The organism is Streptomyces africanus (assembly GCF_030816955.1).
Classification (GTDB): domain Bacteria; phylum Actinomycetota; class Actinomycetes; order Streptomycetales; family Streptomycetaceae; genus Streptomyces; species Streptomyces africanus.
Genome location: NZ_JAUSYP010000001.1, coordinates 6,361,073 through 6,382,990 on the forward strand (window position 1 = coordinate 6,361,073; position 21,918 = coordinate 6,382,990).

At 72.8% G+C, this 21,918-nt stretch carries 18 protein-coding genes; 10 read left to right on the forward strand and 8 right to left on the reverse strand.

Going from position 1 to position 21,918, the window contains the following annotated elements; genetic code table 11:
* The first annotated feature begins 45 nt into the window (after positions 1 to 45).
* On the forward strand, positions 46 to 1,746 hold the full coding sequence (locus tag QF034_RS29610) for a proline--tRNA ligase (protein WP_307177766.1): 1,701 nt from the start codon (positions 46 to 48) through the stop codon (positions 1,744 to 1,746).
* Positions 1,747 to 1,785: 39 nt separating this feature from the next.
* Here QF034_RS29610 and QF034_RS29615 read toward each other — a convergent pair whose 3' ends face one another.
* Genes QF034_RS29615 through QF034_RS29625 form a run of 3 tightly spaced genes read right to left on the reverse strand, consistent with a single transcriptional unit; the run spans position 1,786 to position 3,713 of the window.
* Positions 1,786 to 2,685, reverse strand: coding sequence for an aminoglycoside phosphotransferase family protein (locus tag QF034_RS29615; RefSeq protein ID WP_307177767.1), 900 nt, complete (start codon positions 2,683 to 2,685; stop codon positions 1,786 to 1,788).
* Positions 2,686 to 2,733: 48 nt separating this feature from the next.
* Positions 2,734 to 3,198, reverse strand: coding sequence for a ferritin-like domain-containing protein (locus QF034_RS29620; protein ID WP_307177768.1), 465 nt, complete (start codon positions 3,196 to 3,198; stop codon positions 2,734 to 2,736).
* Complete coding sequence (locus QF034_RS29625; RefSeq protein ID WP_307177769.1) at positions 3,195 to 3,713, reverse strand: hypothetical protein; 519 nt, start codon at positions 3,711 to 3,713, stop codon at positions 3,195 to 3,197. The genes QF034_RS29620 and QF034_RS29625 overlap by 4 nt, the downstream gene beginning before the upstream one ends.
* A gap of 205 nt (positions 3,714 to 3,918) precedes the next feature.
* Between QF034_RS29625 and rimP the strand changes: the two genes are divergently transcribed.
* The 9 genes from rimP (at position 3,919) to QF034_RS29670 (ending at position 15,959) form a co-directional block, all read left to right on the forward strand.
* The gene (rimP, locus tag QF034_RS29630; RefSeq protein WP_307177770.1) at positions 3,919 to 4,419 is read left to right on the forward strand and encodes a ribosome maturation factor RimP; all 501 of its coding nucleotides are present in this window, start codon (positions 3,919 to 3,921) and stop codon (positions 4,417 to 4,419) included.
* A 2-nt stretch (positions 4,420 to 4,421) separates the two neighbouring features.
* Complete coding sequence (gene nusA / locus QF034_RS29635) at positions 4,422 to 5,420, forward strand: transcription termination factor NusA (protein ID WP_307177771.1); 999 nt, start codon at positions 4,422 to 4,424, stop codon at positions 5,418 to 5,420.
* A 102-nt stretch (positions 5,421 to 5,522) separates the two neighbouring features.
* On the forward strand, positions 5,523 to 5,819 hold the full coding sequence (locus tag QF034_RS29640) for a YlxR family protein (protein ID WP_086561166.1): 297 nt from the start codon (positions 5,523 to 5,525) through the stop codon (positions 5,817 to 5,819).
* Between the two features lie 146 nt (positions 5,820 to 5,965).
* Positions 5,966 to 9,061 carry a translation initiation factor IF-2 gene (infB, locus tag QF034_RS29645; RefSeq protein WP_307177772.1) on the forward strand — a complete coding sequence of 1,032 codons (3,096 nt, stop codon included), beginning with the start codon at positions 5,966 to 5,968 and terminating at the stop codon, positions 9,059 to 9,061.
* Positions 9,062 to 9,382: 321 nt separating this feature from the next.
* Entirely contained in the window at positions 9,383 to 9,676 is a 294-nt protein-coding gene (locus tag QF034_RS29650; protein ID WP_086565388.1) for a DUF503 domain-containing protein, read from the forward strand.
* Positions 9,677 to 9,720: 44 nt separating this feature from the next.
* Positions 9,721 to 10,173, forward strand: a complete 453-nt coding sequence (gene rbfA, locus QF034_RS29655) for a 30S ribosome-binding factor RbfA (protein WP_020269629.1) — start codon at positions 9,721 to 9,723, stop codon at positions 10,171 to 10,173.
* A complete protein-coding gene (gene truB / locus QF034_RS29660) occupies positions 10,170 to 11,075 on the forward strand; it encodes a tRNA pseudouridine(55) synthase TruB (RefSeq protein ID WP_307177773.1) in 906 nt (301 codons plus the stop codon). The genes rbfA and truB overlap by 4 nt, the downstream gene beginning before the upstream one ends.
* A gap of 255 nt (positions 11,076 to 11,330) precedes the next feature.
* On the forward strand, positions 11,331 to 14,840 hold the full coding sequence (locus QF034_RS29665) for a trypsin-like peptidase domain-containing protein (RefSeq protein ID WP_307177774.1): 3,510 nt from the start codon (positions 11,331 to 11,333) through the stop codon (positions 14,838 to 14,840).
* Positions 14,841 to 15,008: 168 nt separating this feature from the next.
* Positions 15,009 to 15,959, forward strand: coding sequence for a bifunctional riboflavin kinase/FAD synthetase (locus QF034_RS29670; protein WP_307177775.1), 951 nt, complete (start codon positions 15,009 to 15,011; stop codon positions 15,957 to 15,959).
* Here QF034_RS29670 and QF034_RS29675 read toward each other — a convergent pair.
* Genes QF034_RS29675 through QF034_RS29695 form a run of 5 tightly spaced genes read right to left on the reverse strand, consistent with a single transcriptional unit; the run spans position 15,956 to position 21,809 of the window.
* Positions 15,956 to 16,966 carry an ABC transporter ATP-binding protein gene (locus QF034_RS29675; protein ID WP_307177776.1) on the reverse strand — a complete coding sequence of 337 codons (1,011 nt, stop codon included), beginning with the start codon at positions 16,964 to 16,966 and terminating at the stop codon, positions 15,956 to 15,958. The genes QF034_RS29670 and QF034_RS29675 overlap by 4 nt on opposite strands.
* Positions 16,963 to 17,982, reverse strand: a complete 1,020-nt coding sequence (locus QF034_RS29680; RefSeq protein WP_307177777.1) for an ABC transporter ATP-binding protein — start codon at positions 17,980 to 17,982, stop codon at positions 16,963 to 16,965. Before QF034_RS29680 ends, QF034_RS29675 begins: the two co-directional genes overlap by 4 nt.
* Positions 17,979 to 18,893, reverse strand: a complete 915-nt coding sequence (locus QF034_RS29685) for an ABC transporter permease (RefSeq protein WP_307177778.1) — start codon at positions 18,891 to 18,893, stop codon at positions 17,979 to 17,981. The genes QF034_RS29680 and QF034_RS29685 overlap by 4 nt, the downstream gene beginning before the upstream one ends.
* Positions 18,890 to 19,936 (reverse strand): ABC transporter permease, encoded by a 1,047-nt coding sequence (locus QF034_RS29690; RefSeq protein ID WP_307177779.1) that lies wholly within the window; start codon positions 19,934 to 19,936, stop codon positions 18,890 to 18,892. The genes QF034_RS29685 and QF034_RS29690 overlap by 4 nt, the downstream gene beginning before the upstream one ends.
* Before the next feature lie 19 nt (positions 19,937 to 19,955).
* Positions 19,956 to 21,809 (reverse strand): ABC transporter substrate-binding protein, encoded by a 1,854-nt coding sequence (locus tag QF034_RS29695; RefSeq protein ID WP_307177780.1) that lies wholly within the window; start codon positions 21,807 to 21,809, stop codon positions 19,956 to 19,958.
* Positions 21,810 to 21,918: the final 109 nt, after the last annotated feature.

Consider the following 21,918-nt stretch of genomic DNA (forward strand, 5'->3'; position numbering starts at 1 on the left):
CCGGATAACCTCCTGGCATCACCCACACGCAGCAGGAGCAGACCCATGGCGAACGTACCGGTCCAGCGCATGTCCCAGTTGATGGCGAAGACGTTGCGCGACGACCCGGCGGACGCCGAGGTCCTCAGCCACAAACTCCTCGTCCGCGCCGGGTACGTGCGTCGCACCGCCGCCGGAATCTGGAGCTGGCTGCCGCTCGGCAAGCGGGTCCTGTCCAACGTGGAGCGCATCGTCCGTGAGGAGATGGACGCCATCGGCGCCCAGGAGGTCCTGCTCCCCGCCATCCTGCCGCGCGAGCCCTACGAGGCCACCGGCCGCTGGGAGGAGTACGGCCCCGAACTGTTCCGCCTGCAGGACCGCAAGGGCGGCGACTACCTCCTCGGCCCCACCCACGAGGAGATCTTCACCCTGCTGGTGAAGGACCAGGCGTCCTCCTACAAGGACCTGCCGGTGATCCTCTACCAGATCCAGAACAAGTACCGCGACGAGGCCCGGCCCCGCGCCGGCATCCTGCGCGGCCGCGAGTTCCTGATGAAGGACTCCTACTCCTTCGACACCGAGGACGAGGGCCTCGCCCGGTCCTACGCCCGGCACCGCGAGGCCTACCAGAAGATCTTCGCGCGCCTCGGCCTCGACTACCGCATCTGCGCCGCCACGGCCGGCGCGATGGGCGGCTCCAAGTCCGAGGAGTTCCTCGCCCCGGCCGAGGCCGGCGAGGACACCTTCGCCGACTGCCCGAACTGCGACTTCGCCGCCAACACCGAGGCGATCACATACGAGCTGAAGCCCGTCGACACCACGGACGTCCCGGCCGCCGAGGACATCCCGACCCCCGACACCCCGACCATCGAGACCCTCGCCGCCTCCCTCGGCGTCCCGGCCTCGGCCACGCTGAAGAACCTCCTCGTCAAGGTCGACGGCGAGATCGTCGCCGTCGGCGTCCCCGGCGACCGCGAGGTCGACATGGACAAGGTCGAGGCACACTTCGCCCCGGCCGTCGTCGAACTGGTCACCGAGCCGGACTTCGCGGCCCGCCCCGACCTGGTCCGCGGCTACGTCGGACCGCAGGGCCTGGACAAGGTCACGTACATCGCCGACCCGCGCGTGGCCCCGGGCACGGCCTGGATCACCGGCGCCAACAAGGCCGGCACGCACACGAAGAACGTCGTCGCGGGCCGCGACTTCGAGGTCGACCGTTACGTCGACGTCGTGGTCGTGCAGGAGGGCGACCCCTGCCCGAAGTGCGGCACGGGCCTCGTCCTCGACCGGGCCATCGAGATCGGCCACATCTTCCAGCTGGGCCGCAAGTACACCGACGCCCTCAAGCTCGACGTCCTCGGCCAGAACGGCAAGCCGGTCCGCGTCACCATGGGCTCCTACGGCGTCGGCGTCTCCCGCGCGGTCGCCGCCCTCGCCGAGCAGAGCGCCGACGACAAGGGCCTGTGCTGGCCCAGGGAGGTCGCCCCGGCCGACGTCCACGTGGTCGCCGCAGGCAAGGCCCTCCAGACCGAACTGGCCCTCGACATCTCCCGGAAGCTGGCCGCCGCCGGTGTCCGCGTCCTGGTCGACGACCGCGCCGGCGTCTCCCCGGGCGTCAAGTTCACCGACTCCGAACTGATCGGCGTACCGCAGATCCTGGTGGCCGGGCGGCGCGCGGCCGACGGTGTCGTGGAACTGAAGGACCGCCGCACCGGCGAACGCGAGGAGCTGACGGTCGAGGAGGCCGTCGCCCGGCTCACCGCCTGAGGGCCGTGGCCCTGTGAGCGCTCCGGGCCTGCGGAGCGCTCACAGCCAGCCCGCGAACTCCAACAGCAACTCCGCGTCCGGCGGGCGTCCGACCCGCCCCGCCCGCACCCCCGACTCCACGGCCCGGAACAGCGTCCAGCCGCGCAGCCGGTCCTGGTCCACATCGAGCGACTCCGCGAGCCGCTTGATCCGCCGGCGGGTCGTCGCCGCGCCGGACGGCTGGGCGATCAGGTCCTCCACCCGGTCGCGGACCAGCCGGGCCAGATCGAACGCGCACTCACCGACCACCGGGTCGGGCCCCACGGCCAGCCACGGCATCCGCTCCCCGGCGAGCACCTTGCTCTGCCGGAACGTGCCGTGCAGCAACCGGTGTTCGGGCGGCGCGGCCAGCAACTCCTCGCGCGCCGCGAGCGCCACGTCGACCAGCGGCGCAACCTCGGGATCGATCCGGGCACGCGCCCGCATCGCCTCGGCCTGCCGCCCGGTCCGCTCGGCCACGGTCTCGAAGGGGAAGCCGGCGGGCGGCTCCACCCACAGCCGCCGCAGCGTCCCGGCCGCCTCCAGCAGCGCCTTCGCCTCCGGCAGCGACCGCACCGACACGTCCGGATGCAGCCGCTCCAGCAAGAGCACGCCCTCGGTCCGGCAGGATTCGAACAGCTGTACGGCGCCCCGCCCGGCCCAGCGCGCGAGCGCGGCCCGCTCCGCCTCCGGGCGGGCCCGGCCCGGCGCCAGCTTCAGCACCGCGGGCGTCCCGTCGGCCGTCCGCACCAGCACGACCAGGCTGCTGCGCCCGCCGGGAACCTGCACCCGCTCCACGGTCAACTCGCGTAGCGCGACGGCCTGCTGCGCCGCCTCGGGCAGCTTCTCCAGCCAGTCGTCACCGTCCGGTGCCGTCTCACCGAGCGCCCTGACCAGACGCTTCGGCGGTTCGAAAACCATGCGCGAGTCGTTCCCTTCGTACGGTCCGCGGTGCGTGCCCCGCGCGGGTCACGCCGTCGGCGCCGCCAGGGGCGGGGCCGTGCCGGCCCGCTCGGCGAGCCCAGGGAAGGCTACGCTCTCGCCGCGCCAGCGCACCGCCCGCACCGCCGCCTCCCGCAGCGCCTCGGCGGCCAGGGTCCGTCGGGCGCCGCCCGCCGCGCGCACCAGGTCCGAGTACACCCCGGCCACCCGGTCCTCCAGCTCGGCGGCGAGCCGCACGGCCGCCGCCGCGTCAGGCACCGGGAAGGGCAGGGCGTATCCGGCGGCCGCCGCCACGGGCCTGCCTCCCAGGTCCTTCACCTCGCGCACCAGCGCGTCCCGGCGCGCCCGGTGCGCGTCGTACGCCGACCGTGCCTCGGCGCGCCGCCCGTCGCTGATCCGGCCGCCGACCACGCCGTAGCCGTACACCGCAGCGTGCTCGGCCGCCAGCGCCGCCTGGACGGCCCGCAGCTCCCCGTCCTTCGCCTCGCTCACGCGCCACCCTCCGTCAGCAGATACACGTGTGCCGCCCCGGCCGCCGCCACCGAGGCCAGCAGCCGGGCCAGCTCGCCCGGCACGTCGAGCAGCGCCTGGGCCCGCCGGTCGGCGAGCTCCCGCTCCGCGGCGGCGAGGGCGGCCAGCGCGTCCTTGTCGCTGCCCGGCACGGCGCCGGCCGAGGAAGACGGGGAGGGTGAAGGAGACGCCTTCCGGCCCGGGCCCGCCCCGAAGGCCCGTGCGTGCCGCACGGACGCCTCCCGCAGCGGGCGCAGCCGCTCCGCGAGCCCCGGGCGGGCGGCGATCACGGCGTCGTACCGCTCCACCAGTCCCTCGCTGTCCCGCGCCGCACGCGCGCGTGCCCGGCGCTCGGCCGCCGACGGGCCGTCATGCGAGGCACCCGGGCCCTCGCCCCCGGCAGTGCAGCCCGCCAGGGCGAGGGCCGCCGGGCCGACGGCGAACAGAGTCCTTCTGCGCGGCCCCGAGCGGGCGCGCGGAGATGAGGGGAACGGCACGTCAGACGTCCTCGGGAGCTCGTGAGAGAAAGAAGCGACTCTAAGGGCTGAACGCCCGTGATCACGGTACCCGGGCCCCCGCCCGGGACCACTCAGCGGCACCGTTCGTCACCGGGTGGACGGCAACACACCTCGCGACCGGATACCCTTTGACCAGACACGCGACCCATCCCACAACAGCACACGCGGCCGAGGAGTCACCCGGATGAGCACCACCCAGAGCGAGAGGCTGCGAAACCTGCTGGAACCGCTCGTCACATCCCAGGGCCTGGATCTCGAAGAGATCGAAGTGGACTCCGTAGGCCGCAAGCGTGTGCTGCGCGTCGTCGTCGACTCGGACACGGGCGCCGACCTGGACCAGATCGCCGATGTGAGCCGCGCGCTCTCGGCGAAGCTCGACGAGACGGACGCGATGGGCGAGGGGGAGTACACCCTCGAGGTCGGTACCCCGGGCGCGGAGCGCCTCCTCACGGAACACCGGCACTACGTCCGCGCCACGGACCGTCTGGTGAAGTTCCAGCTGGCCGAGGGCGGCGAGCTGGTCGCCAGGATCCTCAAGGTCGACGACGAGGGAATCGACACCGAGGTGCCCGGGGTGAAGGGCCGCAAGGCCACCGCGCGCAGACTCGCCTTCGACGACATCGTCCGGGCACGCGTCCAGGTCGAGTTCAGCCGCAAGGACAACAAGAAGGAAGAGGAGGCGTAGCCGTGGACATCGACATGAGTGCCCTGCGGGGCTTGGTTCGGGAGAAGGAGATCTCCTTCGACCTGCTGGTCGAGGCGATCGAGTCGGCCCTCCTCATCGCCTACCACCGCACCGAGGGAAGCCGCCGCCACGCGCGCGTGGAGCTCAACCGGGAGACCGGCCATGTGACCGTGTGGGCGAAGGAGGACCCCGACGACCTCGAGGAGGGCCAGGAGGCCCGCGAGTTCGACGACACCCCCAGCGGCTTCGGCCGTATCGCCGCCACCACGGCCAAGCAGGTCATCCTGCAGCGCCTGCGCGACGCCGAGGACGACGCGACGCTCGGCGAGTACGCCGGCCGTGAGGGCGACATCGTCACCGGCGTGGTCCAGCAGGGCCGCGACCCGAAGAACGTGCTCGTCGACATCGGCAAGCTGGAGGCCATCCTGCCGGTGCAGGAGCAGGTGCCGGGGGAGACGTACCCGCACGGCATGCGGCTGCGCAGTTACGTCGTACGGGTGGCCAAGGGCGTTCGCGGCCCGTCCGTGACGCTGTCCCGGACGCACCCCAATCTGGTGAAGAAGCTCTTCGCCCTGGAGGTGCCGGAGATCGCCGACGGGTCCGTGGAGATCTCCGCGATCGCCCGTGAGGCCGGTCACCGCACGAAGATCGCCGTACGGTCCACCCGGTCCGGCCTGAACGCCAAGGGCGCCTGCATCGGCCCCATGGGCGGCCGTGTGCGCAACGTGATGGGCGAGCTGAACGGCGAGAAGATCGACATCGTCGACTGGTCGGAGGACCCGGCCGAGATGGTGGCGAACGCGCTGTCCCCGGCCCGCGTCTCCAAGGTGGAGATCGTGGACATGGCGACCAGGTCGGCCCGGGTGACCGTGCCCGACTACCAGCTGTCCCTGGCCATCGGCAAGGAAGGGCAGAACGCCCGCCTCGCGGCCCGGCTGACCGGCTGGCGGATCGACATCCGGCCGGACACGGAACCCGCCGCGGACCGGGCCGGGGAATAGATCCAAGCCGCGGGCCGTTCAGATCACGACAGGTTCGGGCGCGGCAACTGTTCGAATCCTGCCCCAAAGGGGTGAGGCGCCTACGGGGAGGTAGACTTAACGGTGTCTGGCCGGACGCGCACCCGCGCATGCCCTGAACGCACCTGTGTGGGGTGTCGGGAGCGAGTGGCCAAGGCCGATCTGTTGCGGATCGTGTTGACCGAGGGCGCATGCGTCCCTGATCCACGCGGTACGCTGCCCGGCCGGGGTGCGTATGTGCATCCCACACCGGTCTGTCTCGACCAGGCGGTTCGCCGCCGGGCGTTCACGAGGGCACTGCGCGCCCCGGGAGCGCCCGACACAAAGGCGTTGCGCCAATACGTCGAGCAGACGACAGTTGCCGATCAGGCAACACGGTAAGAACGCGCCGCACGGAACCCCGTGCGGTCTAGGTACCTCGCGAGTCGAAAGCAGGTCGAGATTGCGATGAGCACTCGATGAGTACGCGATGAGTACGCCCATGAACTAGCGACGGTCCGGCTTCACCCGGACCTCAAAGGAGCGAAGTGGCTAAGGTCCGGGTCTACGAACTCGCCAAGGAGTTCGGTGTCGAGAGCAAGGTCGTCATGGCCAAGCTCCAGGAGCTCGGTGAATTCGTCCGTTCGGCGTCTTCGACGATCGAAGCGCCTGTTGTACGCAAACTGACGGACGCCCTCCAGCAGGGCAACGGAGGCGGCAAGTCCGCCCCCACCCGCAAGGCTGCCCCGGCGAAGCCGGCAGCCCCTTCCCCGGCGCAGGCTGCCCGTCCGGCCGCCCCGCGCCCGCCGGCCCCCAAGCCGGCAGCCGCCGAGAAGCCCGCGGCTCCGGCCGCACCGGCCACTCCCGGCCCCCGTCCCACCCCGGGCCCGAAGCCCGCGCCGCGGCCCGCCCCGGCGTCCCCGGCTCCGACCACGCCCGAGTTCACGGCGCCCCCGGCGGCTCCCTCCTCGCAGGGCTCCTCGCAGGGTTCCGGTCCGCGTCCGGGCGCCCCGCGTCCGGCCGGCCAGTCGCCGCGTCCGGGTGCCCCGCGTCCGGGTGGTTCCGGCCAGGGCGGCCAGAGCCGCGGTGACCGCGGCGAGCGTCCCGGCGCCTCGCGTCCGGGTGGCGGCGCCCCGCGTCCCGGTGCCCGTCCGGCGGGTCCCCGTCCGGGCAACAACCCGTTCACCTCTGGTGGTTCCACCGGCATGGCGCGCCCCCAGGCGCCCCGTCCGGGCGGTGCCCCGCGTCCGGGCGGCCCCGGTGCCCCCGGCGGCGCACAGCGTCCGCAGGGCCAGGGCCAGGGCGGTCCCCGTCCGCAGGGTGCCGGCGGCGGTCCTCGTCCGCAGGCTCCGGGCGGCGCGCGTCCCACTCCCGGCGGCATGCCCCGTCCGCAGGGCGGCGGTCCGCGTCCCGGCGGCGGTCCCGGCGGTCCGCGTCCCAACCCCGGCATGATGCCGCAGCGTCCGGCTGCCGGTCCGCGTCCCGGTGGCGGTGGCCCCGGCGGCCGCGGTCCCGGAGGCGGCGGTCGTCCCGGTGGCGGCGGCGGTCGCCCGGGTGGCGGCGGCTTCGCGGGTCGTCCCGGTGGCGGCGGTGGCGGTTTCGCCGGCCGTCCCGGTGGTCCCGGTGGCGGCGGTGGCGGTTTCGCCGGCCGTCCCGGTGGCGGCGGTGGCCGTCCCGGCTTCGGCGGTCGTCCCGGCGGTCCCGGTGGCCGTGGTGGCACGCAGGGCGCCTTCGGCCGTCCCGGCGGTCCCGCGCGTCGTGGCCGCAAGTCGAAGCGGCAGCGCCGTCAGGAGTACGAGGCCATGCAGGCCCCGTCGGTCGGCGGTGTGATGCTGCCTCGCGGCAACGGCGAGACCGTTCGCCTGTCGCGCGGTGCCTCGCTCACCGACTTCGCGGAGAAGATCAACGCCAACCCGGCGTCGCTCGTCGCGGTCATGATGAACCTCGGCGAGATGGTCACGGCCACGCAGTCCGTCTCCGACGAGACGCTCCAGCTCCTCGCCGACGAGATGAACTACACGGTTCAGATCGTCAGCCCGGAGGAGGAGGACCGCGAGCTCCTCGAGTCCTTCGACATCGAGTTCGGCGAGGACGAGGGCGACGAGGAGGACCTGATGGTCCGCCCGCCGGTCGTCACCGTCATGGGTCACGTCGACCACGGTAAGACCCGGCTCCTCGACGCCATCCGCAAGACGAACGTCATCGCGGGTGAGGCCGGCGGCATCACCCAGCACATCGGTGCCTACCAGGTCGCGACCGAGGTCAACGACGAAGAGCGCAAGATCACCTTCATCGACACCCCGGGTCACGAGGCGTTCACCGCCATGCGTGCCCGTGGTGCGCGGTCGACGGACATCGCGATCCTGGTCGTCGCGGCCAACGACGGCGTCATGCCGCAGACGGTCGAGGCGCTCAACCACGCCAAGGCGGCCGACGTCCCGATCGTCGTCGCGGTCAACAAGATCGACGTCGAGGGTGCGGACCCGACCAAGGTGCGCGGTCAGCTGACCGAGTACGGCCTGGTGGCCGAGGAGTACGGCGGCGACACGATGTTCGTCGACATCTCCGCCAAGCAGGGTCTGAACATCGACTCCCTGCTGGAGGCCGTGGTCCTCACGGCCGATGCCTCGCTCGACCTGCGGGCCAACCCGAACCAGGACGCGCAGGGTATCGCGATCGAGTCCCGTCTCGACCGCGGCCGTGGTGCCGTGTCGACGGTCCTCGTCCAGCGCGGCACGCTGCGGGTCGGCGACACCATGGTGGTCGGCGACGCGTACGGCCGGGTCCGGGCGATGCACGACGACAACGGCAACCTCGTCACCGAGGCCGGCCCGTCGACGCCGGTGCAGGTCCTGGGCCTGACCAACGTCCCGGGTGCGGGCGACAACTTCCTCGTCGTCGACGAGGACCGTACGGCCCGTCAGATCGCGGAGAAGCGTGCGGCGCGCGAGCGCAACGCGGCCTTCGCGAAGCGCACGCGCCGTGTGTCGCTGGAGGACCTGGACAAGGTGCTGAAGGCCGGCGAGGTCCAGCAGCTGAACCTGATCATCAAGGGTGACGCTTCCGGTTCCGTCGAGGCACTCGAGTCCTCCCTGCTCCAGCTGGACGTCGGCGAAGAGGTCGACATCCGCGTCCTGCACCGCGGTGTCGGTGCGGTCACGGAGTCCGACATCGACCTGGCCATGGGCTCGGACGCCATCGTGATCGGCTTCAACGTGCGCGCCGCCGGGCGTGCGCAGCAGATGGCCGAGCGCGAGGGCGTGGACGTCCGGTACTACTCGGTCATCTACCAGGCGATCGAGGAGATCGAGGCGGCCCTCAAGGGCATGCTCAAGCCGGAGTACGAAGAGGTCGAGCTCGGTACGGCGGAGATCCGCGAGGTCTTCAAGTCGTCCAAGCTGGGCAACATCGCGGGTGTTCTCATCCGCTCCGGCGAGGTCAAGCGCAACACCAAGGCCCGCCTCATCCGCGACGGCAAGGTGGTCGCGGAGAACCTCAACATCGAGGGCCTGCGTCGCTTCAAGGACGACGTCACCGAGATCCGCGAAGGGTTCGAGGGCGGTATCAACCTCGGCAACTTCAACGACATCAAGGTCGACGACGTCATCGCGACGTACGAGATGCGCGAGAAGCCGCGGGTGTAACACCCCACGGCGCCTTGGTCGGCCGACGCGGCACCTGCCGCGTCGGCCGGCTGGCCGTTTGCCTCTCCTGCGGCGCTGAATCGACGCGCGCCCGCCCCGGGTGCGTGCGGAGCCGCGCGAGGGGTGCAGGGGACGCAGTCCCCGCTGGGGTCCGGGGCGGAGCCCCCGGGGGGCAGGGCCTCCTGGCCGACCGTGTCGGGCGGGTGGGCGGGCAAAGAAAACCCCGTCGAGCCACCGGCAGGTACGCGGTACCGTTCTTGATGTCCCTGCTCCGACCGCAGGGCCATCGATCCCGTACCGGCGGGTCATCCGGATACATACATGTACGTGGGGACGCTGTCCTTCGACCTGCTCCTCGGCGACGTACGGTCGTTGAAGGAGAAGCGCTCCGTCGTCCGCCCCATCGTCGCCGAGCTCCAGCGCAAGTACGCGGTGAGCGCGGCCGAGGTGGATCACATGGACCTCCACCGCAGGGCCGGCATCGGCCTCGCGCTGGTGTCCGGCGACGCGGGGCACCTGAGCGAGGTCCTCGACCGGTGCGAACGGCTGGTCGCCGCCCGCCCCGAGGTGGAGCTGCTGTCCGTCAGGCGGCGCTTCCACGGCGAAGACGACTGACGAACCGAGAACGACCCAGACAGGAAAGAACGGGAGACGGACCAGTGGCCGACAACGCGCGGGCCAAGAGGCTGGCGGACCTCATCCGGGAAGTGGTGGCCCAGAAGCTGCAACGCGGGATCAAGGACCCGCGGCTCGGCTCGCACGTCACCATCACGGACACGCGGGTCACGGGCGATCTGCGGGAGGCGACCGTCTTCTACACCGTATACGGGGACGACGAGGAGCGGAACGCGGCCGCGGCCGGACTGGAGAGCGCCAAGGGCATCCTGCGCTCCGAGGTCGGCCGGGCCGCCGGTGTGAAGTTCACGCCGACCCTGACCTTCGTCATGGACGCCCTTCCGGACACCGCCCGTGCCATCGAGGACCTCCTCGACAAGGCGCGCCAGTCCGACGAGAAGGTGCGCGAGGCGTCCGCGGGCGCGAAGTACGCCGGCGACGCCGACCCGTACCGCAAGCCGGACGAGGACGACGAGACGGACGACACCGCCGAATGACCCAGAAGCACACCACGCCCGACGGCCTCGTCATCGTCGACAAGCCGTCGGGCTTCACTTCGCACGACGTCGTCGCCAAGATGCGCGGCATCGCCAGAACGCGACGCGTCGGGCACGCCGGCACCCTCGACCCGATGGCGACGGGCGTCCTCGTCCTCGGCGTCGAGAAGGCCACCAAGCTCCTCGGCCACCTCGCGCTGACCGAGAAGGAGTACCTGGGCACCATCCGGCTCGGGCAGAACACCCTCACCGACGACGCCGAGGGGGACATCACCTCCTCCACGGACGCCTCCGAGGTCACCCGCGACGCCGTCGACGCCGGCGTCGCCAAGCTGACCGGCGACATCATGCAGGTGCCGTCCAAGGTCAGCGCCATCAAGATCAACGGCGTGCGGTCCTACAAGCGGGCCAGGGAGGGCGAGGAGTTCGACATCCCGGCCCGTCCCGTCACGGTCTCCTCCTTCGGCGTGTACGACGTCCGGGAGGCAGTCGCCGAGGACGGCACGGCCGTACTCGACCTGGTCGTCTCCGTCGTCTGCTCCTCCGGCACGTACATCCGGGCTCTGGCCCGCGACCTGGGCGCCGACCTCGGCGTCGGAGGGCATCTCACCGCCCTGCGCCGCACCCGCGTCGGCCCCTACAAGCTGGACGCGGCCCGCACCCTCGACCAGCTCCAGCAGGAGCTGACCGTGATGCCGGTCGCCGAGGCCGCCGCGGCCGCCTTCCGGCGCTGGGACGTCGACGCCCGGCGGGCCAAGCTGCTCACCAACGGCGTACGGCTGGAGATGCCCGAGACGTACGCGGGCTCCGGGCCCGTCGCCGTCTTCGATCCGGAGGGCCGCTTCCTCGCCCTCGTCGAGGAGCAGCGGGGCAAGGCCAAGAGTCTGGCCGTCTTCGGCTGACGGCACACAGGGACGGTCCGCCCGTGGAGCGGCGGCCACGGGGTACCTCCACTGCCGCCGCTCCACGGTCCCCCCTCGGTTCCCCCACCCCTAGGGTGTATCCAGCCGCCCCTCTCCGTTCACCCGTCCGTGCAGGCGCTCGGAGTGAACCGGGGGAGCGGAAGGGGGCGCTTTCGCCGAGCGATCTTTCCCGCTGATCATGTCGCCCCTACCGTCGAACACAAGGGCACGGGTGTACGGCGGGGAGGCTCGACGATGACGTCGCGGAACCGGTCCGGGGAGACACGAGACAGCGCACCAGGATCCCAGGACCGCCCCGGAGCAGCGGAGCAGGCGACCGAGGGAAGCGACGCCGGGACATCCGGCCCGGCCCTCGTCCGCATCCACGACCTCGCCGGCCGGCCCCGGGGCACCGGCTTCCTGGCCGACCACCACGGCACGCTCGTCACCAGCCACGAGGCGGTCGACGGCCTGCCCCGGCTCGTCCTGCGCGGGGCCGGGGACCGCCGCCGGGTCGTGTCCGCCGATGCGGTGACCCCGCTGCCCGCGCTCGACCTGGCGCTCGTACGGACCGAGGGCCTCGGTGTGCCGCCGCTGCCCGTCACCGTGCGGGGCGGGGCCGGGACGGGCACCTATGTGCGGATCGCCGCCGGCGGCTGGCGCGAGGCCAGGGTGCTGGGCCCGGCCGCCGTGACGTACACGGCCACGGACCGCCGCCACCGCCTCGACGGCGCGCTGGAGCTGGCGGTCGGCACGGCAGGGCGGGACGCGCTGCGACGCGGCGGAGGCGCGGCCGGCGGCCCGGTGCTCGACGCCGCGACCGGTGCCGTCGTCGGGGTGCTCGGCACCGCGCTCAGCTCCGACCACAGCGACGTCGGGTTCGCCGTACCGCTGCATCCCCGCGCCCCCGGAGCGGCGGGGACGCTCGCCGAGCTGCTCGCCGAGAACGCGGCGACGGTCCCCGCGTACGGCGCCGACCTCAACCTGGCCGGGGTGCTGGAGCTGACCGGCACCGCGGTGGGGCTGGACGGCCCGCCCGGCGGCCCGGGACGCCCGGAGCCGGTCGAACGGGCGGCTGTGGTGGCCGAGTTCGGCGCCTTCGCGGCAGGCCCGGCGGCCGTGCTCGGCCTCGTGGGGCCGCCCGGCAGCGGTCGTACGACGGAACTCGCGGCGCTCGCCGCGCGCCGCGCCCGCGACGGGCATCCCACGCTGTGGCTGCGCGGCTGCGAACTGCGGGGCGACGACGCCTCGGTGGCCGACGCGGCACGCCGGGCGCTGACCCGGGCCGCCCCTGCCGTGGCCGCGTCCCGGCCCCGTCACTTGCCGACCGACCTGGGCGACACCACGCCCGAGCGCCTCGCCGGACTCGCCGGCGCCCTCGGCAGGTCCCTGCTGCTGCTCCTAGACGGCCCGGAGGAGATGCCCCCCGCGCTGGCCCGCCGCCTGGCCGACTGGACGGACGGGACGGTGCGGTGGCTGCGGGAGACGGGTGTCCGGCTGATCGTGGCGTGCCGGGCGGAGTACTGGGAGGAGGCGGGGTTCCCGGCGGAGGTCCTGCACCGGCCGGCCGGTGCCGACGGCGAGCCCGCGCGTGTGCGCCTCGGCGATCTCACCGAGGACGAGGCCCGGGAGGCCCGCCGGCGCCATGGCATCCCGGAGAGCGCCCTCGTCCACACCGACGCCCGGCACCCTCTCACGCTGCGACTGCTCGCGGAGGTCCGGGCGGCGCTCGCCGGCGCACCCGACAGTCCAGCCAGCCCCGACGGCCCCGGCGCCACCGTCGACCGCGACGACGTCTTCGCGGCCTACCTGGACCTGATGTCCCTGCGCATCGCCCTGCGGCTGGCCGCCGGGAACGGCCTGAGCGGCAGGGCCGTACGCCGGCTGGCCGCCAAGGTCGCCGGGCAGGTGCACGAGGCGGCCCGGCGCGGCCTCGGACCCGGGCTGGGCGATCTGGACCGGGAGGCGTTCGAGGCGGTGTTCCCGTGGGGGCCCGCCCCGGCACGGCTCGGCGGCGGCACCGGCTGGGCGTCGGCCGTCCTCGCCGAGGGCCTGCTCGTGCCCGCCGGAGCCGGCTACCGCTTCGCCCACGAGGAGCTCGCCGACTGGCTCCAGGGCCTGCACCTCGACCTCGACGAGGCCCTGCACGTCCTAGGGGGTGTCCGCAAAGTCCCGCCTGCCCGGCGCCGGCCGGACGCGCAGCCCGACCCCGTCCCGCACCACCGCATCGGACCTGTCGTCCAGGCGCTGCTGTTCCTCGCCCGCCAGCACGGCACCGGCCACCTGGCGTCCCGGCTGGCGGACCTGGTGCACGCCCTGGACGCCGATCCGCGGTCCTGGTGGGCCGCCCGGCTGCTCGCCGGGACCCTGTCGGCCGTGCCCGAGGCGACGCCGTACACGGAGGTGCTGCGGCTGCTCGCCGACCGGATCGTGGCCTGGCGGCGGCAGGACAGGCCCGTGCCGGACGAGGTCGGGCCCGCGTTCTGGGCCTGCGTGCGGCTGCCCGAGGACGAGCGCTTCGCGCTGCTGAGGCGGCTGGTGCACGCCGACGGCCCGCCGTGCGAGGCCGGTCCCCGGTTTCTGGACACCGTCGCGCACCTGCTGGCCGCCGATCCCACCGCCGTACAGCCGCTGCTGGCCCGCTGGTTCGACGACGAGCAGCCGCTGCCCGCCACCCCGCACGCGACCGTGGCCACGGCCGCGCAGGCGCTGCTGCACACCCACCGACGCGGCGCCCTGGACGACTTGGCGGACGTGCTCGTCGACCGCGTGCACCGGAGGGCCGACGAACTGCTCGCCGTGCTGGCCGAGGAGGAACCCTCGGCGATGTGCCGGGCCGTCGACCGGTGGGCGCGCGACGAGTGCCCGGCGCGACGGAGTGCCGCCATGGCGCACGGCCTGCGGGTCGCGCCGCACGTGAGCGCCGGAGGCGACCGCGCCCTCCTGCGCTACGCGGCCCTCACGCTCCTCGCCGGCCCCGCCGACCGCGCCCTGCACGGCGGCGCACTCGCCCTCCTCGTCCAGGATCCGCGCACCCGGGACCTTTATCTCCCCAGGGCGCTGGAGCACTTCGCGGCGGGCGACCCGCACCTCCCGCCGGACGCGCCGGCCGCCGCCCTCCCCGCCCACCCCGAGCCGGTCCTCGGCGCCTTCGCGGCGCGGCTGGAGCGGCCGGACGCGGAGGAGGCGCTGCGGGCGCTCGCCGACGCCACCCCGCCCGGCCTGGCCCGTCGGGTCGCCGCGCTGGTGGGGCAGGCGGTACAGCGGCGGCCGGAACTCGCCGGGCACGTGGCCGCGTACGTGGACCAGCGGCTCGACCGGGGCCCCGCCGCCCGGGCCGTGCTCCTGCCGCTGGTCACCGGCCTGCTGGAGGCCGGCCCGGTACGGCTGCGGTGCGCCCTCGCCGCGGTCCTCGCCCCGCCCGGCGTCCCCGCCTCCCGCCCGCTGCGCCGCGAGCTGCGCGACGCGCTCCTGGCCCGCGAGCACGACACCGACGTCCTGGACGCGCTGCTGCACGCCGCCGCCCGGAACGGCGGTGACGACCTGCGCGACCTCGTCCGCCGCATCGGACTGCTCCTCGTGCGCACCCCGGAGGGTGCCTGCCGCTTCGACCGCGCCCTGGTCGACCTCGGCCGGCACGTGCCCGGCTTCGCCGCCCGCGTGGCCCGCTGGCTGGCCGCCGCGCCCGAGGAGTGGGCGGCGCTGGTCGGGCCGAGCTCCCACCGGACGATCGAGAACCTGGCGGGCGTACGCGTCCCCGTCTGACGGATCCCGCGCAGGCCGGAGTGACCGCGGTGTCGTGCGCCCGGTCACAGCCCCCATGCCGATGCGGGCCGCAGGCACCCGGCATGGCACCCTTAGACCTGCGTACGAGGCAACCACGAAACAACCACGGACACGGGTTCGACGAGCTTTCGACAAGGAGCAGGCACAGTGCAGCGCTGGCGTGGCTTGGAGGACATCCCCCAGGACTGGGGGCGCAGCGTCGTCACCATCGGCTCCTACGACGGAGTCCACCGCGGACACCAGCTGATCATCCGGCATGCCGTGAACCGCGCCCGGGAGCTGGGCGTGCCCGCCGTCGTCGTCACCTTCGACCCGCATCCCAGCGAGGTCGTCCGCCCCGGCAGCCACCCGCCGCTGCTCGCCCCGCACCACCGCCGCGCCGAACTGATGGCCGACCTGGGCGTGGACGCGGTGCTCATCCTGCCCTTCACGACCGAGTTCTCGAAGCTGTCCCCGGCCGACTTCGTCGTCAAGGTGCTCGTCGACAAGCTGCACGCCAAGGCGGTCGTCGAGGGCCCCAACTTCCGCTTCGGCCACAAGGCCGCCGGCAACGTGGAGTTCCTGGCCACGCAGGGCAAGACCTACGACTTCGAAGTCGAGGTCGTCGACCTGTACGTGACCGGCGAGGCGGGCGGCGGCGAGCCGTTCTCCTCGACGCTGACCCGGCGTCTGGTCGCCGAGGGCGACGTCCAGGGCGCGGCGGAGATCCTGGGCCGGCCGCACCGGGTGGAGGGCGTCGTCGTCCGGGGCGCCCAGCGCGGACGCGAACTCGGCTTCCCGACCGCCAACGTCGAGACGCTGCCGCACACGGCCATCCCGGCCGACGGTGTGTACGCCGGCTGGCTGCACACGCAGGGCGAGGCGATGCCGGCCGCGATCTCCGTCGGCACGAACCCGCAGTTCGAGGGGACCGAGCGCACGGTCGAGGCGTATGCCATCGACCGGGTCGGGCTGGACCTGTACGGGTTGCATGTCGCGGTCGACTTCTTGGCGTTCGTGCGGGGGCAGGCCAAGTTCGAGACGCTGGACGAGTTGTTGGAGCAGATGGGGCGGGACGTTCAGAAGTGCAGGGAGTTGGTGGCGGCCGAGGTCCCCTAAGGGCGCGCCACAACCGCCCAGTGACAAGCGACCTGGGATTCCCCGCCCCCGCTCAGTACCTCCAGGTCCTTGCCCCTGCACAGGTCCGCCACGCCCGCTTCTTCCGCCTCCCCGCTCGCGAGGATCTGGCAGCGGGCGTGGAAGCGGCAGCCGGAGGGTACGCGCGACGGGTCGGGGGGCTCGCCTGTGAGGACCACCGGGGCCCCGGGAGCCTCCGGCAGCACGGACAGAAGCGCCTGCGTGTAGGGATGCCGGGGTGCCGTCAGCACCTGCTCCACCGCGCCCGTCTCCACGATCCGGCCCAGATACATCACGGCGACCCGGTCGGCGATGTTCCAGGCCAGCCCCAGGTCGTGCGTGACGACCAGCGCGGACAGGCCCAGCTCGGTGCGCAGCCGCAGTAGCAGGGCGAGGATCTCGCCGCGCACGGAGGCGTCGAGGGACGCCACCGGCTCGTCGGCGACGAGGAGTTCGGGTTCCAGGACGAGGGCGCCCGCGATGACGACCCGCTGGCGCTGCCCGCCGGACAGTTCGTGCGGATAGCGCAGGAAGAAGCGCTCCGGGGGCCGCAGCCCGGCCCGGGACAGGGCCTCGGCGACCGCCGTTCGCTCGTCGCCGCCGTATCCGTGGATGCGCAGGCCCTCGGCGACCGCGTCGTACACCGTGTGCCGGGGGTTGAGCGAGCCGCTCGGGTCCTGGAGGACCAGCTGGACGCGCTTGCGGTACGCCTTGAGGGACCGGCCGGAGTACTCCAGCGGGCGGCCGTCGAACGTGACCCGGCCCGAGGTCGGCTGAACCAGGCCCAGCAGAGAGCGGGCCAGGGTCGTCTTGCCGCAGCCGGACTCGCCGACCAGCGCGACGATCTCGCCCGGCCGGATGTCCAGGTCGACCCCGTCCACCGCGCGGGCCCGGGGGCCGCCGTGCCGGCCGGGGAAGGTGACGTGCAGGTCCTGGGCGCTCAGCAGAGGCGCCGTGGTGACCTCGGGGGCCGTGGGGGATGTGGTCATGGCGTACTGGGCCTCGCTTCCTCCAGGGTGTCCGGGTCCTCGCGAGTCTCGCTTGGCTCCCGAGCCGACGGCCCGACCAGGACGCACGCCGCCCGGCGCTCCGGCCCCGCCTCGCGCAGCACCGGGTCCTCCTGCGGGCAGGACTCCAGCGCCACCGGGCACCGCGGATGGAACGTACAGCCGGACGGCAGCGCCGCCGGGTCGGGCGGGTCGCCCGCCAGCCCCTGCGGAGCGAACCGGGACGACGGGTCGCCGATGCGCGGGAACGCGGCCGACAGGGCCCTGGCGTACGGGTGCCGGGCGTCCTCGTACACCTGCCGGGCCGGGCCCTCCTCGACCACCCGGCCCGCGTACATCACCGCGAGCCGGTCGCAGGTGTCGGCGAGGACCGCCAGATCGTGGCTGATCATGATCAGGCCCAGGTCCTGGTCCGCGACGAGCTGCTCGATGAGCCGGAGGATCTGTGCCTGGATCATCACGTCGAGCGCGGTGGTCGGCTCGTCGGCGATGATCAGCCGCGGGTCGCAGGCCAGAGCCATGGCGATCATGACGCGCTGGCGCTGCCCGCCGGACAGCTCGTGCGGGTAGGCGTCCGCCCGGGCGGCGGGCAGACCGACGTGCTCCAGCAGCTCCCCGGTCTTCTTCTTCGCCCCGGCCGGGGTCGCCTTCTTGTGCAGCAGGATCGGCTCGGCGATCTGGTCGCCGATGCGGTGCACGGCGTTCAGGGAGTGCATCGCCCCCTGGAACACGACCGAGGCCCCGGCCCAGCGGACCGCCCGGACCCGGCCCCACTTCATCGTCAGCACGTCCTCGCCGTCCAGCAGGACCTCACCCGTGATGCGGGTCCCGGCGGGCAGCAGCCGCAGCAGGGCCAGCGCCAGCGTGGACTTGCCGCAGCCGGACTCCCCGGCGAGGCCGAGCTTCTGCCCGGCGTCCAGGCACAGGTCCACGCCGCGCACGGCGGCCGCCCCGCCCGGGTACGTCACCGACAGGTCCCTGACGTCGAGCAGCGTCACCGCGACACCCCCAGCCTGGGGTTGAGGACGGACTCCACGGCCCGCCCGCACAGCGTGAACGCCAGCGCCACCACGGCGATGGCGATGCCCGGCGGCACCAGGTACCACCAGTCCCCGGCGCTGACCGCGCCCGCCTCGCGCGCGTCCTGGAGCAGCCCGCCCCACGACACGACCGTCGGGTCGCCGAGGCCGAGGAAGGCGAGGGTCGCCTCGGCGAGGATGGCCGAGGAGATGATCAGGGTCGTCTGCGCCAGCACCAGCGGCATCACATTGGGCAGGACGTGCCTCGACATGGTGTGCCAGTGGCCGCCGCCGAGCGCCCTCGCCCGCTCGATGTACGGCCGGGTCTCCACGGCGAGGGTCTGCGCGCGCACCAACCGGGCCGTGGTCGGCCAGGTGGTGACGCCGATCGCCACGACGGTCGTGGTCAGCGAGCGGGACATCACGGTCGCCAGGGCGATCGCCAGCACCAGCGTCGGCATGACCAGGAACCAGTCGGTGATCCGCATCATCACCGTCGCGTACCAGCCCTTGAAGTGGCCCGCCGTGACCCCGATCAGGGTGCCGATGGCCACCGACAGCACGGCCGCGAGCAGCCCGACCAGCAGTGACACCCGCGAGCCCCAGACCACCAGGCCCAGCAGGTCCCGCCCGAACTGGTCCGTGCCGAGCGGGAACTCCACACTCGGGCTCTGCATCGGACGCCCCGGCGCGTCGGTCACACTGCTCACGTCGGAGCCGACGAACAGCGGCGCGAACAGCGCCAGCAGCGCGCACAGGGCGAGCGCGGTCAGGCCGTACAGCCCCGCCCGCTCGGCGCGGTACTGCCGCCAGAAGCGCGCGACGGAGGCCCGGCGCCGTTGCCGGGCGAGGGCGCGCGGGCCCAGGCCCGTGCCGGTCGTCGTCGTCATCGGGCCACCCGGGGGTCGAGCAGGGGATAGACCAGGTCGGCGAGGGTGTTCATCACGATCACCGCGGCGGCGAACACGAAGAACAGTCCCTGCACCAGCGGCAGGTCGGGCACGCTCAGCGCCTGGTAGAACAGCCCGCCGAGCCCCGGCCAGGAGAACACCGTCTCCACCAGGATCACGCCCGCGACCGTCCGGCCGAGGTTGATGAAGATCAGCGTGACGGTCGGCAGCAGCGCGTTGGGCACGGCGTGCCGGCGCCGCACCAGGTCGTCCCGCAGCCCCTTGGCCCGCGCGGTCGTCAGATAGTCGCTGCCCATCTCGTCCAGCAGCGCCGACCGGGTGACCAGCAGCGTCTGCCCGTACTCCACGGCCACCAGCGTCACCACCGGCAACACCAGATGGTGCGCCACGTCGACGACGTACGCGAAGCCCTCCTTGCCGCCCGACTCCATGCCGCCGGTGGGGAACATGCCCGGGACCGGGCCGATGCCCACCGCCAGCACGATGATCAGCAGCAGCCCGAGCCAGAACGACGGGATGGAGTACAGCGTCAGCGCGAGACCGGTGTTGACCCGGTCGCCCAGCTTGCCGTGCCGCCATGCCGAGCGCGTGCCGAGGAAGATGCCCAGCGAGGTGTAGAGGACGAAGGCGGTCCCGGTCAGCAGCAGGGTGTTCGGCAGCGCCTCGGTGATCTTGTCGACGACGGGCGCCCGGAACTGGTACGACGTCCCGAAGTCGCCGGTGAGCGCCTTGCCGCAGTAGTCCGTGAACTGCCGCCACAGCGGCAGGTCGAGCCCGAACTCCTCGCGATAGGCGGCCAGCTGCTCGGCCGAGACCTGACGGCCGCCCGTCATGGTCTTCACCGGGTCGCCGGGGATCAGCCGGAAGAGGAAGAAGCTGGTCACGAGCACGGCCAGCAGCGAGACGGCCGCGCCCGCCACCTTGCCCGCGAGGTACCGCGGGTACGCCGAGCTCTTGTGTACCCGCGGCCCGGCCGCCGTGTGCTTGTCCTCGACCAGCGCGGGTGTCGCGTCAGCGGTCATGAGTGTCCCGTCGCCCGCTCTACTCGCGGTCCTCGGCGGTGGAGCGCCGCCGCATCGCCGCGAAGACGCCGAGCCCGGCGAGGACCACGACAGCTCCGACGATCCCGGCCACGACCCCCGTCGACGACGCGTTGTCCGAGGAGCCGCTCGACTCCGCCGGGACCGCCGACCACCAGCTCCAGTAGCCGTCCTGGCCGTAGATGTTCCCCGCCTTCGCCGGCATGGTCGTGATGGACTTGATCTGGTCCGTCCGGTAGGCCTCGACCGCGTTCGGATACGCCATGACGTTCATGTACCCGAGGTCGTACAGCCGCGACTCCATCTGCTGGACGATGTCCGCCCGTTTGGCGGGGTCGTACTCGGCGAGCTGCCGGGCGTAGAGCTCGTCGTACTTCTTGTCGCAGATGAAGTTGTCGGTCGCGCCCGTCTCCTGCGGGGTCGCCGGGAGCGCGCCGCAGGTGTGGATGGACAGCACGAAGTCCGGGTCCGGGTTGACCGACCAGCCGTCGAAGGCCAGGTCGTACTTGCCGGCGAGCCAGGGGTCGGTCACGTTGTCCAGGCAGTTGAGCTGGACGCCGATGCCGAGCTCGCCCCACCACTCCTGGAGGTACTTGCCGACCGCCTTGTCGTTCGGGTCGGTGGCGTGGCACAGGACGCGGTAGGTGATCGGCTTGCCGTCCTTGCCGACGCGCTTGCCGTCGCCGTTCTTCTTGTAACCCGCCCGGTCGAGCATCCGGGCCGCCTCGGCCGGGTCGTACGTCAGCTTCTGGCTGCCGGACGGCTTCCAGAAGTACTGCGAGAAGCGCGGCGGGATGTAGCCCTCGCCCTCGACGGCGTGCCCCTGGAACACCTTGTCGATGACGGCCCTGCGGTCGACGGCCTTGAACAGCGCGTTGCGCACCCGCTGGTCCAGCAGGGACGGGTGGCCGTCGCCGAACTTCTTGCCGTTCTTGGCCTTCGCGCCCGGGTTGGTGGCGAGGGCGTAGAAACGGCGGCCGGGGGCGTCGTTGACCTTGATGTTCTCCGCGCCCTCCAGGGATGCCGCCTGAGCGGGCGTCAGGGACGGCGACCCGGCGACGAACGACACCTCGCCCTTGCGCAGCGCCGACACCGCCGCGTCCTGGTCCTTGTAGTAGCGGAAGACCAACTCGTCGAACTTCGGCGCCCCGCGCCAGAAGCTCTTGCTGGCCTTGAGCCGGACGTAGCTGTCGGCCTTGTACCCGGTCAGCACGAACGGCCCGTTGCCCACCACCGGGAAGCTCTTGTCGTTGTTGAACTCGGAGAAGTCCGAGACCTTCTCCCACACGTGCTTCGGCACGATCGGCACATCGAGCGCGGTCATCGTGGCCTGCGGCTTCTTCAGCTCGATGACCAGCTTGGTCGGACTGGGCGCCGTCACCTTCCGGAAGTTGCCGACGTAGCTGCCGTTCGCGGTGGCCGCGCCCGAGTCGGTCATCATCTTGTTGAACGTCCACGCCGCGTCCTCGGCGGTGGCCTGCTCGCCGTCCGACCACTTGGAGTTGGAGCGGATCGTGTACGTCCAGGTCAGCTTGTCGGGCGACGGCTCCCACTTGGTGGCCAGGCCCGGGATGGCGTGGTTGTCCTTGGGGTCGTAGTTCGTCAGGTACTCGTACATGAGCCGGTGGATGCTCGTGCTGAGCAGCCGGACCGCCAGGAACGGGCTGAGCGAGTCCACGCTCTGCGCCACCGCGACGGTCAGCACCTTCTTGCCGTCGTCGGCCGCCCGGGCCTGCCGGGGCGCCGGGTCGAGCGGGGTCGCGAGACCGGCGGTGAGGGTGAGCGCGGCCGCCCCGGCCACGGCGACGAGCCTGAGGCCGCGCGGGAGGCTGCGTGTCTGATCTTTCGTGCCCATGGTCGGACCTCGCGTCATCGCTCGGACGGGAAGGACGGGTTGATCAGCTGTCAGTGGATGCTGAGTGTGTATCAGCGGCCGTCTCCACCCGTCAACGGCGCGTTCACCC

Excerpts from the sequence above, each read along its gene's own strand:
- QF034_RS29610 (WP_307177766.1), top strand. The coding sequence starts at position 46 with ATGGCGAACGTACCGGTCCAGCGCATGTCCCAGTTGATGGCGAAGACG.
- QF034_RS29615 (WP_307177767.1), bottom strand. The coding sequence starts at position 2,685 with ATGGTTTTCGAACCGCCGAAGCGTCTGGTCAGGGCGCTCGGTGAGACG.
- rimP (WP_307177770.1), top strand. The coding sequence starts at position 3,919 with ATGAGCACCACCCAGAGCGAGAGGCTGCGAAACCTGCTGGAACCGCTC.
- QF034_RS29650 (WP_086565388.1), top strand. The coding sequence starts at position 9,383 with ATGTACGTGGGGACGCTGTCCTTCGACCTGCTCCTCGGCGACGTACGG.
- truB (WP_307177773.1), top strand. The coding sequence starts at position 10,170 with ATGACCCAGAAGCACACCACGCCCGACGGCCTCGTCATCGTCGACAAG.
- QF034_RS29665 (WP_307177774.1), top strand. The coding sequence starts at position 11,331 with ATGACGTCGCGGAACCGGTCCGGGGAGACACGAGACAGCGCACCAGGA.
- QF034_RS29675 (WP_307177776.1), bottom strand. The coding sequence starts at position 16,966 with ATGACCACATCCCCCACGGCCCCCGAGGTCACCACGGCGCCTCTGCTG.
- QF034_RS29685 (WP_307177778.1), bottom strand. The coding sequence starts at position 18,893 with ATGACGACGACGACCGGCACGGGCCTGGGCCCGCGCGCCCTCGCCCGG.
- QF034_RS29690 (WP_307177779.1), bottom strand. The coding sequence starts at position 19,936 with ATGACCGCTGACGCGACACCCGCGCTGGTCGAGGACAAGCACACGGCG.
- QF034_RS29695 (WP_307177780.1), bottom strand. The coding sequence starts at position 21,809 with ATGGGCACGAAAGATCAGACACGCAGCCTCCCGCGCGGCCTCAGGCTC.